This window comes from Pseudomonas sp. SWRI154, assembly GCF_014268645.1.
In the GTDB taxonomy this organism is placed as follows: domain Bacteria; phylum Pseudomonadota; class Gammaproteobacteria; order Pseudomonadales; family Pseudomonadaceae; genus Aquipseudomonas; species Aquipseudomonas marvdashtae.
In genome coordinates, this window is the sequence record NZ_JABWQW010000016.1 from 21,921 (window position 1) to 35,522 (window position 13,602).

General features: G+C 61.0%; 14 protein-coding genes. 7 read left to right on the forward strand and 7 right to left on the reverse strand.

Annotation, left to right across the window (positions count from 1 at the left end; translation table 11 throughout):
• Nucleotides 1-27: 27 nt before the first annotated feature.
• From HU806_RS15625 to rpoE, 3 genes are read right to left on the reverse strand one after another with little or no spacing between them, the layout of a single operon-like run.
• Complete coding sequence (locus tag HU806_RS15625; protein ID WP_186612235.1) at nucleotides 28-975, reverse strand: MucB/RseB family sigma factor regulatory protein; 948 nt, start codon at nucleotides 973-975, stop codon at nucleotides 28-30.
• Between the two features lie 8 nt (nucleotides 976-983).
• Complete coding sequence (locus HU806_RS15630) at nucleotides 984-1,565, reverse strand: sigma-E factor negative regulatory protein (RefSeq protein ID WP_186612236.1); 582 nt, start codon at nucleotides 1,563-1,565, stop codon at nucleotides 984-986.
• Nucleotides 1,566-1,595: 30 nt separating this feature from the next.
• A complete protein-coding gene (gene rpoE, locus HU806_RS15635; protein WP_003172477.1) occupies nucleotides 1,596-2,177 on the reverse strand; it encodes an RNA polymerase sigma factor RpoE/AlgU in 582 nt (193 codons plus the stop codon).
• Nucleotides 2,178-2,736: 559 nt separating this feature from the next.
• On the opposite strand from rpoE, the gene nadB reads away from it, so the two are divergent.
• Nucleotides 2,737-4,353, forward strand: coding sequence for an L-aspartate oxidase (gene nadB / locus HU806_RS15640; protein ID WP_186612237.1), 1,617 nt, complete (start codon nucleotides 2,737-2,739; stop codon nucleotides 4,351-4,353).
• Here nadB and HU806_RS15645 read toward each other — a convergent pair.
• Entirely contained in the window at nucleotides 4,322-4,774 is a 453-nt protein-coding gene (locus HU806_RS15645; protein WP_186612238.1) for a protein YgfX, read from the reverse strand. The two genes, nadB and HU806_RS15645, sit on opposite strands and share 32 nt — an antisense overlap.
• Nucleotides 4,758-5,012 carry an FAD assembly factor SdhE gene (locus tag HU806_RS15650; RefSeq protein ID WP_007930227.1) on the reverse strand — a complete coding sequence of 85 codons (255 nt, stop codon included), beginning with the start codon at nucleotides 5,010-5,012 and terminating at the stop codon, nucleotides 4,758-4,760. The genes HU806_RS15645 and HU806_RS15650 overlap by 17 nt, the downstream gene beginning before the upstream one ends.
• 150 nt (nucleotides 5,013-5,162) lie before the next feature.
• Between HU806_RS15650 and ygfZ the strand changes: the two genes are divergently transcribed.
• Nucleotides 5,163-6,104, forward strand: a complete 942-nt coding sequence (gene ygfZ, locus HU806_RS15655; RefSeq protein ID WP_186612239.1) for a CAF17-like 4Fe-4S cluster assembly/insertion protein YgfZ — start codon at nucleotides 5,163-5,165, stop codon at nucleotides 6,102-6,104.
• A 34-nt stretch (nucleotides 6,105-6,138) separates the two neighbouring features.
• Complete coding sequence (locus tag HU806_RS15660) at nucleotides 6,139-6,960, forward strand: HDOD domain-containing protein (RefSeq protein ID WP_186612240.1); 822 nt, start codon at nucleotides 6,139-6,141, stop codon at nucleotides 6,958-6,960.
• Nucleotides 6,961-7,003: 43 nt separating this feature from the next.
• Here the strand turns inward: HU806_RS15660 and tctE are convergent, their stop codons facing one another.
• Together tctE and tctD are read right to left on the reverse strand one after the other, a co-directional pair.
• Nucleotides 7,004-8,395, reverse strand: coding sequence for a two-component system sensor histidine kinase TctE (gene tctE / locus HU806_RS15665; RefSeq protein ID WP_186612241.1), 1,392 nt, complete (start codon nucleotides 8,393-8,395; stop codon nucleotides 7,004-7,006).
• The gene (tctD, locus tag HU806_RS15670) at nucleotides 8,388-9,059 is read right to left on the reverse strand and encodes a two-component system response regulator TctD (protein WP_186612242.1); all 672 of its coding nucleotides are present in this window, start codon (nucleotides 9,057-9,059) and stop codon (nucleotides 8,388-8,390) included. The genes tctE and tctD overlap by 8 nt, the downstream gene beginning before the upstream one ends.
• 457 nt (nucleotides 9,060-9,516) lie before the next feature.
• On the opposite strand from tctD, the gene HU806_RS15675 reads away from it, so the two are divergent.
• Genes HU806_RS15675 through HU806_RS15690 form a run of 4 tightly spaced genes read left to right on the forward strand, consistent with a single transcriptional unit; the run spans nucleotide 9,517 to nucleotide 13,575 of the window.
• Entirely contained in the window at nucleotides 9,517-10,509 is a 993-nt protein-coding gene (locus tag HU806_RS15675) for a Bug family tripartite tricarboxylate transporter substrate binding protein (RefSeq protein WP_186612243.1), read from the forward strand.
• Nucleotides 10,510-10,564: 55 nt separating this feature from the next.
• Complete coding sequence (locus tag HU806_RS15680) at nucleotides 10,565-11,026, forward strand: tripartite tricarboxylate transporter TctB family protein (RefSeq protein WP_186612244.1); 462 nt, start codon at nucleotides 10,565-10,567, stop codon at nucleotides 11,024-11,026.
• A gap of 1 nt (nucleotide 11,027) precedes the next feature.
• On the forward strand, nucleotides 11,028-12,542 hold the full coding sequence (locus tag HU806_RS15685) for a tripartite tricarboxylate transporter permease (RefSeq protein WP_186612245.1): 1,515 nt from the start codon (nucleotides 11,028-11,030) through the stop codon (nucleotides 12,540-12,542).
• Complete coding sequence (locus HU806_RS15690; protein ID WP_186612246.1) at nucleotides 12,535-13,575, forward strand: AbrB family protein; 1,041 nt, start codon at nucleotides 12,535-12,537, stop codon at nucleotides 13,573-13,575. Before HU806_RS15685 ends, HU806_RS15690 begins: the two co-directional genes overlap by 8 nt.
• Nucleotides 13,576-13,602: the final 27 nt, after the last annotated feature.

The window sequence follows — 13,602 nt, forward strand, 5'->3', positions numbered from 1 at the left end:
GCGCAATCGAGCCACCTGAGCAATGGACTACTTGGCTGCCGCGACGTCGGAGCGCATGGACAGCGCAATCCGCTCTGCCGTACCGATAGGAATTTCTCCAACCACCGTAACCATCATTTCGCCTTGTGGCGTGGTGAGACGACGAGATACAGCAGCCGTCGGCCCCAACTGAGTGCGAGTGTCGGTAGCTGCAGCACCGTTCAACGGTTCGAGAAACACCGAAAAGCGAGCCAGGCCATCGTCATACATCAAGCTGCTGACCTGGACCTTGGTGTCCGGATCCTTTCGCGCAACGCTGCTGGTCAGTTCGAAGCCAGGCGGAAGCCAGTCCGAATGCCAGGCGGTCTTGACCGCAGTGGCTTTATCAGGATCTTGCGCAACGGCCTTGCACTCGGCGCTGGCCTGCAGATCGCCGTCCGAAGGCTCGGCGACATTCAGGCGGGTAAATTGAAAACGTTCGAGCAACTGGCCCTTGTCATTGAGCAGGAGCGACTTAAGCGGCAGACCGGTTTCCTTGTCCAGATGCAACTCAAAGCCATATCGATGCTGATCTTTGGGCGTCAGGGCGACGATCACTGCCTGTCGCCCAGCCACACGCGACTTGCCAATGACGGCAAGGTCATACCAATTCTTGAGTTTTTGCGGATCGAGCGCACGAGCAGTGCCATCAGGCGTATTTCCCAGCCCAGCAATCAAGCTGCCACTGACGCATTGAGTACGTCCATCAATGCGCATGACCTCCTGTGCCGAACCGTCGAGCTGCAGCAGCCGCTCGCGGACTTTGCCATCCTGGACGCGATGCCAGATGTTATGGGTAGAAAAGCTACCGTTACGCTCGTAAACGAAAGTACCTTGGAAACTTTGCTGTTGCTCGGCTTGGCTTAGACGATTAAGCCAGTCTTGAGCCTCACCGGCATAGGCTGGAACAACGCACCAGCCACCGAGCAGAAGCGATAAGAGAGGTATGGCGCGCATGGTCCTCCTTAACGGTTTTCCAGACTGGCTGCACGAGCGTATGGCAGTGCACTTTCAGTCCCTTTCAACGCAGCCTGCTGGGCATGCTGACGCAGATAGTTGGGCAAGCGCTGATCATGCCAGCCTGGTTGTCCTTGCAGGACACCGTTGGTGCCGGCAGCTTCCGAACCTTCGCTGTAGCCAGCCAATACCGCCGGGCCTTTGACCTGTGGGGTGGCCAAGCTTGGCTGGTTGGATTGCTGGGCCATCTGTACACCGGCAATCTCATCCTGGTTGTACAAGCGCACACCTGCCAGTACGGCTACGGTCACCGAAGCGGCCACAGCCAGTCGACCCAGGCTACGCCATGGACCACGGGAGGCTTTCGCCGGTACGGCTTCATCAGCCAATGCAGCAGAAACGGCCGCAGCGATGTCCAGACGCGGAAGCAGCAAGTCCTTGTGCATGACAGCCCGGGCGATCTGGTAACGAGCCCAGGTCTCACGGGTTTCAACATCGTCAAAGGCATTCAATACCCGACGCAATTCCAATTCGTCCGCTTCGTTATCCATCACTGCGGACAGCGATTCCTGCAGGGCTTCACGACTCATGGCGTTCCTCTCTTGGCTGTCGCCGCTGTCTCAGTTTTCCTGCAACAACGGTTGCAGGGCTTTATCGATGGCCTCCCGAGCGCGGAAGATCCGGGAGCGCACGGTACCCACCGGACACTGCATGACGCTCGCAATGTCCTCGTAACTCAGACCGTCGAATTCACGTAAAGTTAAAGCCGTACGCAAATCTTCAGGTAATTGCTGGATGGTTCGATGGACAGTGCCTTCGATCTCATCCCGCAGCAAGGCTCGCTCCGGTGACTCGAGGTCCTTGAGGCCATGATCGCCATCGTAGAACTCGGCATCCTCGGAACTTACATCGCTATCCGGCGGCCGACGGCCGCGTGAAACCAGATAGTTTTTCGCCGTGTTAATGGCGATGCGGTAAAGCCACGTGTAAAACGCGCTGTCCCCGCGAAAATTACCAAGTGCGCGGTAAGCCTTGATGAAGGCTTCCTGGGCGACATCCTGGGCTTCATGGGTGTCGTGCACAAAACGCACGATCAACCCGAGAATTTTGTGCTGGTATTTCAGCACTAGCAGATCGAAAGCTCGCTTGTCGCCGCGCTGAACGCGTTCGACCAGCTGCTGATCCTCTTCCTGGGTTAGCATGAACACTCCTCGATAAGCTCGAAGGAGGCTTGCATTACTAATTGACCGGGCTTGCAAACATAGACTCGGGCTTTTCGCAAAAGTTCTCCCCCTTCCAAGCAAGTTTCCGGCGTGCTCTGATCCGGCACGCACGAAAAGCGCAGCACGAGATTCCCCGGCTGCGCGAATAATCTGTCGCCGGGTCTGTCGGAGGAGGACTCAAATCGAAGCCCTGCACCAACCCGACGCTGTTCCCTTTTGCAGGCAACCGTCTATTGAACGTGGACGCTTGGCAAAAGTTCCCACTATTTATAGAGCTTCGAAGCAAACATTGGCCTTGCGTGACGAGATAAACAGCGCTTAATCGACGAAACGGCCGCCTTGTCGTCTGTCAGGAAAACCGTCCTGCGACGAAGCGCTTCGTTTTTCCCGCCCCTCTGGTTCCATATTGCCATGAACGCCCGGCTATTGTGCCGGTCCCCCCCTCTATATACTAGTGGGCTGCGTGGCTTCCCGACCCGATGTAGCGGATGTCTGGTGCCAACCCCGAAACCGGGTCGCCTTGAGCGGAAAACTTCAAATGAGCCAACAGTTCCAACACGATGTTCTGGTAATCGGCAGCGGTGCCGCCGGATTGAGCCTCGCCCTGACCCTGCCGGAGCACTTGCGCATTGCAGTGCTGAGCAAAGGCGACCTGGCCAACGGCTCGACCTTCTGGGCCCAGGGCGGCGTCGCCGCGGTACTGGATGACACCGATACCATTGAGTCCCATGTCGACGACACCCTTAACGCGGGCGGCGGCCTGTGCCATCCCGACGCTGTGCGGTTCACCGTCGAGCACAGCAAGCAGGCCATCCAGTGGTTGATCGACCAAGGCGTGCCCTTCACCCGTGACGAGCAATCCGGTACTGAAGATGGAGGGTTTGAGTTCCACCTGACCCGCGAGGGCGGCCACAGTCACCGGAGGATCATCCATGCGGCCGACGCGACCGGCGCGGCCATCTTCAAGACTTTGCTGGCCCAAGCCCGGCAGCGGCCGAATATCGAATTGCTGGAACAGCGAGTCGCGATCGACCTGATCACCGAAAGACGCCTGGGCCTGGACGGCGACCGCTGCCTGGGCGCCTACGTTCTCAACCGAGGCACCGGCGAAGTCGACACCTACGGCGCGCGCTTTGTGATCCTGGCCTCGGGCGGCGCGGCGAAGGTCTATCTGTACACCAGCAACCCCGACGGTGCCTGCGGCGACGGCATTGCCATGGCCTGGCGTTCGGGTTGCCGGGTGGCGAACCTGGAATTCAACCAATTTCACCCGACCTGCCTGTATCACCCGCTGGCCAAGAGCTTCCTGGTGACCGAGGCCCTGCGTGGTGAAGGTGCTCACCTGAAACTCCCCAATGGGGAGCGTTTCATGCAGCGCTTCGATTCTCGTGCGGAATTGGCCCCAAGGGACATCGTTGCGCGGGCCATCGACCATGAAATGAAGCGCCTGGGCATCGACTGCGTCTACCTGGACATCAGTCATAAACCTGAAGCGTTCATCAAGAGCCATTTCCCGACGGTGTACGAACGCTGCCTCGAGTTTTCCATCGACATTACCAAGCAGCCGATCCCGGTGGTGCCCGCAGCGCATTACACCTGCGGTGGCGTGATGGTCGACCAGCAAGGCCGCACCGACGTGCCTGGCCTGTACGCCATTGGCGAGACCAGTTTCACCGGCCTGCACGGCGCCAACCGCATGGCCAGCAACTCGCTCCTGGAGTGTTTCGTCTATGCGCGCTCCGCCGCGACAGACATCCTTGAGCAATTGCCCCATGTCGCCGTTCCCGCCGCCCTGCCCTCGTGGGACGCCAGCCAGGTCACCGACTCGGATGAAGACGTGATCATTGCCCACAACTGGGATGAATTGCGGCGCTTCATGTGGGACTACGTTGGCATCGTGCGCACCAACAAGCGCCTGCAACGGGCCCAGCATCGGGTGCGCTTGCTGCTCGATGAGATCGATGAGTTCTACAGCAACTATAAGGTGAGCCGCGACCTGATCGAACTGCGCAACCTGGCGCAAGTGGCCGAACTGATGATTCGCTCAGCCATGGAACGCAAGGAAAGTCGCGGCCTGCACTACACGCTCGACTACCCGAACCTGCTGCCGGAAGCGCTGGACACTATTCTGGTGCCGCCCACCTACGCCGGCTGAACTTGAGCCGCACGCGCAGGCGCCGATGGACATCCGGCGCCAGCGCGTCATGGGGCACGCACAACGAGCGAACCCGTCGCTCACCCTGCAGGCGAAAGCGCAGCACGACGATCAAGGGTAACGCGAGGCTGTCAGGTCGCAACTGCACCGCTTGCCAGCCACCACTGGCACTCCAGAGCTGCCAGCCATCGGCATCACGACGCAAGCCACGAAAGGCTTGGCGATGAGTCAGCAATATATGTCGCGGCAATACCCAGGCGCCGTGGCATATGCAAAGCACGACGCCAACGGCAGCGAACACGGGCGGGCCAGTCCACAGCAACGATGAACCCAGGGCGAACACCTGGGCCAGCAGGTAGGCCGCCAGCAACTGCCCGGAGACGTGCCAGCGGCATTCGAAGCGATTACTTGGGCTGGACACGGTCCAGGATCATCCGGACCATGCGTTGCAGCTCCGGGTCTTCGGATTCACTGCGTTCCATGAACCAGCCGAACATATCCTGGTCCTCGCACTCGAGCAGGCGAACGTAGCACGCACGGTCCACGTCATTGAGGTGCGGGTAGACCTCCTTCACGAACGGCACCAGCAGTACGTCGAGCTCAAGCATGCCGCGGCGGCTGTGCCAGTAGAGGCGATTCAGTTCAACATCTTCAACCATGGAGCGCTCCTCAAATAGAGCGTAAGTATACAGGCCCGACCGCGGCGCAACAGACGGCTTTGGTCGGGCGTCGCCAATTCTTTGTAAACTACCCATTTCAAGGGCGCCCCCTTATGATGTCCACCAGACTTTTTTACCCTGCGATGACCCATGGCTGATTCCGCTTTTTTCTGCACCCTGTCCCACGAAGGCGTACTCGCGGTCCGCGGCGTGGATGCCGGCAAATTCCTGCAAGGCCAATTGACTTGCAATCTCAACTACCTGGGCGACAGCCGGGCCAGCCTGGGTGCCCGGTGCACCCAGAAAGGCCGGATGCAATCGAGCTTCCGGATCCTGCTCGAAGGTGACGGTGTCTTGATGGCGATGGCCACCGAACTGCTGGAGCCGCAACTGGCGGACTTGAAGAAATACGCTGTATTTTCCAAATCCAAGCTCACCGATGAAAGCGCAGCTTGGGTCCGCTTCGGACTGGAAAACGCCGACACCGCGCTCAGCGACCTGGGCCTGGAGCTGCCGGTCGACACTGACAGCGTGGCACGCCATGAATCGTTGATCGCCATCCGCGTCTCTCCCGGCCGCGCCGAGCTCTGGGCTCGCGCCGAACAGGCCGATACGCTGCGCACTCGCCTGCGCGCGCTACTGGCCGAAAGCGACCTGAACCAATGGTTGCTGGGCCAGATTCGCGCGGGCATCGGCCAAGTCATGCCGGCAACCCGCGAATTGTTCATTCCGCAAATGCTCAACCTGCAAGCCGTTGGCGGCGTGAGCTTCAAGAAAGGCTGCTACACCGGCCAGGAAATAGTCGCGCGCATGCAGTACCTGGGCAAACTCAAGCGCAGACTGTATCGCCTGCAGTTGGAGGCCGATGAACTGCCAGAACCTGGCACCGCCCTTTTCTCTCCCACCCACGGCAGTTCCATCGGCGAGGTAGTCATTGCCGCCCACACCGAAAGAAATATTGAACTGCTGGCGGTCTTGCAGGCCGAAGCGGCAGAAGACGGCAATCTGCACCTCAGTGCTTTGGAAGGACCCGCGCTACACTTGCTGGACTTGCCTTACGAACTGGACCGCGACCGCGAAATCCAGCGTTGATCGCAACATTTTTCGCAGCACCTAGAGAAACGAAATGAGCGATTTGGCGGATAAGGTCCAGCGGGACTTGGTGGCGGCCATCGATAATGACGACTTGGTCCTGCCGACATTGCCGGAAGTGGCCATGCAGATTCGCCGGGCCGCTGAAGACCCGGAGATCAGCGTCAGCAACCTGAGCAAAGTGATCGGCCGCGACACGGCGCTGTCGGCGCGCCTGATAAAGGTCGTCAACAGCCCGCTGCTGCGGGCTACCCAGGAAGTAACCGACTTGCACACCGCCATCACGCGGCTGGGGGTCAACTACAGCAGCAACTTGGCCATCGGCCTGGTCATGGAACAGATATTCCATGCCCGCTCCGAGGTCGTGGAACAAAAGATGCGCGAAGTCTGGCGCAGAAGTTTGGAGATCGCAGGCGTCAGTTACGCGCTGTGCCGCAGCTACACCCATCTCAAGCCTGACCAGGCTGCATTGGGTGGGCTGGTCCACCAGATCGGCGTCCTGCCGATCCTGACGTATGCCGAGGACAACAATGAGTTGCTCTCCGATCCGGTCAGCCTCAACCACGTCATCGAGACGATTCATCCCGTATTGGGGGACAAGCTGCTCAGTGTCTGGGAGTTTCCGGAGAGGCTGGTAAAACTGCCGGGCCAGTATCTGGATTTCAGCCGGGACTCCAGGCAGATCGATTACGTCGACCTGGTGCAGGTCGCCTCGCTGTACTGCCACAGGGACAGCAATCATCCGCTGAGCAGGATCGACGTGTTTGGAGTGCCCGCGGTCAAGAAGCTGGGGCTGGACCTGGACAACAAGGACCGGTGCGCGGACATCGAAGAGGCGCGGTCGATGTTTTACTGAATAAGCTGGGACAGTCAATGCCACAGCGGCCCTTGATTCAGAGTCAGTCTGAGCCAGGGATAAAACTCACCCGCACCTTCAATCCCCCCTCCTGTCCGTCATGCAGGGTGATCTGCGCCAAATGCGCCCGGCAGATTTCCCCGACGATCGCCAACCCCAAGCCGGAGCCGGCCACTTGCTGGTTGCGCCGATAGAAGCGCTCGAACACCCGCTCTCGTTCACACAAGGGAATGCCTGGGCCATCATCCTCGACCTCGAGTATCGCCGGCGCGGCGACCCGCAGGATCACATTGCCGCCCGCTGGCGTATGGGCCAGGGCGTTGTCTACCAGATTGCTCAACAGCTCGTTCAGCAGCGTCGGTTCGCCCCGCAACCAGACAGACCCCTCGGCTTCCAAGGCCAATGCGACACCACGCGCATGCGCCAATGGCGCCATGGCCATGCCCAGTTCACGGGCAAGTTGGCTCAGGTCGAGCAACTGCGCGCCGCCCTCGGCAATCGCCCGCGCACCATTTTCCACTCGTGCCAGCGACAGCAGTTGATTCGCCAGATGGGTCAGGCGGTCGGTGCCCTGAGCCGCGCTTTCCAGGGTCTCGCGCCACGTTGGCGGCTCGCTGGCGCGCAAGCCCAACTCCAGGCGCGCCTTGAGCGCGGCCAAGGGGGTTCGCAACTCATGGGCGGCATCGGCAATGAACTGCGCCTGGCGTTCGAACTGGCCGCGCAGGCGCTCGGTGAAATGATTGAGGGCTCTCACCAGCGGCCACAGCTCATGCTGGACCTCTATCAGCGGCAAAGGTCGCAAGTCGTCCGGCTGACGCTCTTCCACTGCCGTGCGCAAGCGTTCCAGCGGACGCAGCGCGGCACTGACAGCGAACCACACCAACAGCAGCGCGCCCACGGCGAGCATGCCTAACCGCAACAGCGTATCGGCCATCAAGCTCCGGGCCATGCTGACCCGCGCCTCTTCGGTTTCCGCTACGCGAATTTCCGCCATGCCATTCATCTCCGGCTCGCTCACGGCCTTGAGCAGGCTCACCACTCGCACATTCTGGCCTTCATATCGAGCGTTGTAGAAACGTGCCAGCGCGGGATAGTCATCGGTACGCGGCGTACCGGGCGGCGGACCGGGAAGATTCTCGTAGCCTGAAATCAGCTTCTGGTGGATGTCGTTGACCTGGTAGTAGATCCGTCCGGCGCTGTCATAGGCGAAGGTATCCAAGGCCACGTAAGGCACATCGGCGCTGAGCGTGCCGTCTCGCTGCGAAAGGCCGGCGGCAATGGTCCGGGCCGAAGCCAACAATGTGCGGTCGTAAGCGGTATCGGCTGCTTCACGACCGTTCCAATAGGCGCTCAGGCCGCTGGCGAGCATCAGCACCACCAACAGCGATGCCAGGTTGCGCAGCAGCCGCCAACGCAGGCTGTCGGGCTTATGCATCGCGGGTTTCCAACAAGTAACCCAACCCCCGGAACGTCACGATTGCCACCGCATGGCCGTCGAGTTTCTTGCGCAAACGGTGCACGTAGATTTCGATGGCATCGGGGCTCGCCTCTTCATCCAGGCCGAACACCTGGGCCGCCAACTGCTCCTTGCTCATCACCCGACCAGGCCGGGCGATCAACGCCTCCAGCACGGCCTGCTCACGGGACGTCAATGTCATGAGTTCGTCGTCGAGGGTGAAGCGGCGGGTGTCGAGGTCGTAGACCAGCCCTCCGCAGCGCTGCTGGCGCTCGCCACCCAACACGCTACGGCGCAGCAACGCCTTGACCCTGGCTTCGAGCTCCGTGAGTTCGAAGGGCTTGGCCAGGTAATCGTCGGCACCGAGGTTCAGTCCGTGGACGCGGTCCTTGACATCGCTGCGAGCGGTCAGCATCAGCACCGGCAAGGTCTTGCCCCGCGCTCGCAAGCGCGCCAACACCTCGAATCCGTCCATGCGCGGCAATCCCACGTCAAGGACCGCCACGGCGTATTCCTCGCTGCTCAAGGCCAGGTCGGCGGCCACCCCGTCGTGCAGCACATCCACCGTCAAGCCCGTGCTCTTGAGGGCCTGGGCGACACTTTCAGCGAGCTGCAGATGGTCTTCGACGAGCAGGACACGCATGGGGTTTTCCTCGATTCAGGGATGGTCGGGGCCATTCTTTGGCGCGGAGTTTACAGCCGCATTCACCACTGTGGAGTCAAAAAACATCCTGAAACCTTTTGAAAGGTTCGCGAAAGGTTGGCCCGTTAGAGTCCTCCCACGGACAGTTTCGACTGCCGGTCGCGACACACCTCGCGAACGAAAAACGCCTCGAAGCGTTTTCGCCGAATAAAAACAATAAGCGGAGTATTCACCATGCTGTCCATGCAGCTCCAGGTTTCACCGCCCACCCGCCTTTCTCGCCTTGACCAGACTACCCTTGCCTGTGCCGTCGCGCGCGCCGATTTCCATCGACGTCTCGGTGCGGTTGTGCGGCTTGAGCTGTCGCGCTGTTGATCACCCGCATGAACCAGCACGACGTCACACCCTGGCAGTACCTGATTCACAACACACAACAACAACTCCCGTGGAGACAAAAATGAGCCTAACACTGCGTAAAGTAGCCCTGGCCGCCGGATGCCTGATGTTCGCCGGGCAATTGCTCGCGGCTGATCCATCCAAAGAGCCCAAGCGCCCCGAGTGCATCGCCCCGGCCTCCCCCGGCGGTGGTTTCGACCTGACGTGCAAGCTGGTCCAAAGCGCGCTGGTCAACCAGAAACTGCTGACCAAGCCGATGCGCGTCACCTACATGCCCGGCGGTGTCGGCGCGGTGGCCTATAACGCGGTGGTGGCCCAGCGCCCGGCCGATGCCGGCACGCTGGTGGCCTGGTCCAGTGGTTCGTTGCTGAACCTGGCGCAAGGCAAGTTCGGTCGTTTCGATGAAAGCGCAGTACGCTGGCTCGCTGCCGTGGGCACCAGTTATGGCGCCATCGCCGTGAAAAGCGACTCGCCCTACAAGACCCTCGATGACCTGGTCCAGGCGCTGAAGAAAGATCCCGGTTCCGTGGTGATCGGCTCCGGCGGCACCGTCGGCAGCCAGGACTGGATGCAGACTGCCTTGATCGCCAAGGCCGCCGGCATCAACCCTCGCGAACTGCGTTATGTGGCCCTGGAAGGCGGCGGCGAAATTGCCACTGCGCTGCTCGGCGGCCACATCCAGGTAGGCAGTACGGACATTTCCGACTCCATGCCGCACATCCAGAGCGGCGACATGCGCCTGCTTGCGGTATTTGCCGAAAAACGCATTGATGAGCCGGAAATGAAAGACATTCCGACCGCCAAGGAACAAGGCTACGACATCGTCTGGCCGGTGGTTCGTGGCTTCTACCTCGGGCCGAAGGTCAGCGATGAAGACTACGCCTGGTGGAAAGATGCTTTCGACAAACTGCTGGCTTCCGAAGAGTTCGCCAAGCTGCGTGACCAGCGCGAGTTGTTCCCGTTTGCCATGACCGGCCCGGAACTGGACACCTACGTGAAGAAGCAAGTGGCTGATTACAAGGTGCTGGCCAAAGAGTTCGGCCTGATCCAGTAACCGTCTCTGTTCTCGCGGCGGCGCTGGCACTGCCGGCGCCGCCCAGGAGTTAGTCATGCTCACTATCCAACGTATTTTTGCCGCGGTGCTACTGCTGGTCTGCATCGGCCTGGCACTGATGGCTTGGCCCTATCAGGCCGCCTTTTCCTACGAACCGGTCGGTCCGCGCGCGTTCCCCTTGCTGTTACTGGCGCTGATGGGGCTGGCGCTGCTGTACATGCTGTTTCGCCCTACGCCGGTCGTGCACAGCGACGATGACCCGCAACTGGACCGTGAAACCCTACAGAAGATCGGCATCTGCGTGGCACTGCTGCTGGTATTCGCCGGGACCTTCGAACCCCTGGGTTTCATCGTCGCGAGCATCCTGATCGGCGTGCCGATGGCGCGCCTGTATGGCGGTCGCTGGGTTCCGAGCGTGGTGATCATCAGCCTGATGGCCATCGGTCTTTATCTGTTGTTCGACAAGCTGATGGACGTGCCGCTGCCCCTGGGCCTGCTCAGCGTCCTGGAGAATTGATATGGATACCCTGAATTATCTAGGCCAGGGTTTTGGCGTTGCGCTGACGCCGTACAACCTCGTCACCGCGTTGAGCGGCACGCTGATCGGAACTGTGGTCGGCCTGCTGCCGGGCCTGGGCCCGATCAACGGCGTGGCGCTGCTGATCCCGATTGCCTTCGCACTGGGACTGCCGCCGGAGTCGGCGCTGATCCTGCTGGCGGCGGTGTACCTGGGTTGCGAATACGGCGGACGCATCAGCTCGATCCTGCTTAACATCCCCGGCGAAGCCTCCACGGTGATGACCACCCTCGACGGCTACCCGATGGCTCGTCAAGGCCTGGCCGGGGTGGCGTTGTCGCTGTCGGCGTGGAGTTCGTTCATCGGCGCGTTCATCGCCACCTGCGGCATGGTGTTGTTTGCTCCACTGCTGGCCAAATGGGCGATCGCCTTCGGACCGGCGGAATATTTCGTCCTGATGGTGTTTGCCATTGTCTGCCTCGGCGGCATGGCCGGTGACCGGCCGCTCAAGACCTTCATCGCTGCGCTGATCGGACTGTTCCTGTCTTGTGTCGGCATCGATGCGAACAGCGGCGTCTACCGCTTCACCGGCGATAACATCCATTTGACCGACGGTATCCAATTCGTCGTGCTGGTGCTGGGCCTGTTCTCCATCAGCGAAATCCTGTTGCTGCTGGAAAAAACCCATCGCGGCCAGGAAGCGGTGGAGGCCACCGGGCGGATGATGTTCAACTTCAAGGAAGCGGCCTCGGTGTTCTGGGTGAACATCCGCTGCGGCGTGCTTGGCTTCATCATGGGCGTATTGCCTGGCGCGGGCGCGACTCTGGCGAGTGCCGTTGCCTACATGACTGAAAAACGCATGGCTGGCGCCAGTGGTACGTTCGGCCAAGGCGACAAGCGCGGCCTCGCGGCACCGGAAACCGCCATCGGTGGCGCAGCCTGCGGCGCACTCGTGCCGATGCTGACCCTCGGCGTTCCCGGCTCGGGTACCACGGCGGTGATGATCGGCGCGCTGTCGCTGTACAACATCACGCCCGGCCCGCTGCTGTTCCAGCAACAACCGGACATCGTCTGGGGCCTGATCGCATCGTTGTTCGTCGCCAACATCATGCTGGTGATCCTCAACATCCCGATGATCCGTATCTTCACACGCATCCTGGCCGTGCCGAACTGGGCGCTGGTGCCGGTCATCGCGATCATTACCGGGATCGGCGTCTACGCAGTGCACGCCACCACGTTCGATTTGTTCCTGATGATCGGTATCGGCATCTTCGGCTACATCCTGCGCAAGTTGGATTTCCCGCTGTCGCCCGTCCTGCTGGGCTTCATCCTCGGCGGCCTGATGGAGCAGAACCTGCGCCGTGCGCTGTCGATCTCCAACGGTGCGCTGGAGATCCTCTGGTCGAGTCCGATCGCCTTCGGTTGCTGGATCCTGACGGCGATCATGTTGTTCATGCCACTGCTGCGCATCTGGCGTCGTCGCAGCGCCCAGCGTCGTGCCCTGGCCAATGTCTGAGGCGCCAACCTTCAGACAATGGTGGGGAACACCGCTGGTCGGTCTGGCCGGCGGTTATCTGGCCAGCCTGATCGGCTGGCCGTTGCCCTGGATGGTCGGCTCGCTGTTGGCGATCATCCTGGTGCGCTGCCTGACTCCCTGGCAACTGATGGAAATCCCCGGCGGCCGCAAATGCGGCCAATGGGTGGTGGGCATCGGTATCGGCCTGCACTTTACGCCGGTGGTGATGGAACAAGTCTTGAGCCACTTCGGCCTGATCTTCTTCGGCGCGCTGATCACCAGCGTGTCCAGCGTGGTGAGCGTGTGGCTGATGCGCCGCACCGGCGAAGACCGCGCCACCGCATTCTTCTCGAGCATGCCCGGCGGTTCCGGCGAAATGGTCAACCTCGGCGCTCGTAACGGCGCGGACCTCAGCCGTGTCGCAGCGGGTCAGAGCCTGCGGGTGCTGGTGGTGGTGCTGTGCGTGCCGGCCGCTTTCAAGTATCTGCTGGGCGAAGGCACGCCGCTACACCACGTCGCCACAGTGGATTGGTTGTGGCTGGCGATTCTGTTCCCGGCGGGCGCCCTGCTCGCCTGGATCTGGGAGCGCTTGCGCCAACCTAACCCCTGGCTGTTCGGGCCGCTGCTGGTTAGCGCAGCAGTGAGCATCGGTTGGGATTTGCACATCGGTCTGCCCGATGGTGGCAGCCAGATCGGCCAATGGCTGATCGGCAGCGGCCTGGGCTGTCATTTCAACCGGCAGTTCTTCCGCCGGGCACCGTCGTTCATGGGTCGCACCTTGATCGGCACGGTGTTGACGATGCTCATCGCCACGCTCGCGGCCCTCGGCCTGAGCACCCTGACCCATCTGGACTTGCGTTCGCTGACGCTGGGCATGATGCCCGGCGGCATCGCGGAGATGAGCCTGACGGCGGAAACGCTACAGTTATCGGTGCCGTTGGTGACCGCATTGCAAGTAATGCGGCTGTTGTTCGTGCTGTTTCTGGCGGAACCACTATTCAGGTATTGGGCTCGCAAGCCCGATTCGGCCTGATCGTCCGACGGGCTTTTTCCGCCTGCC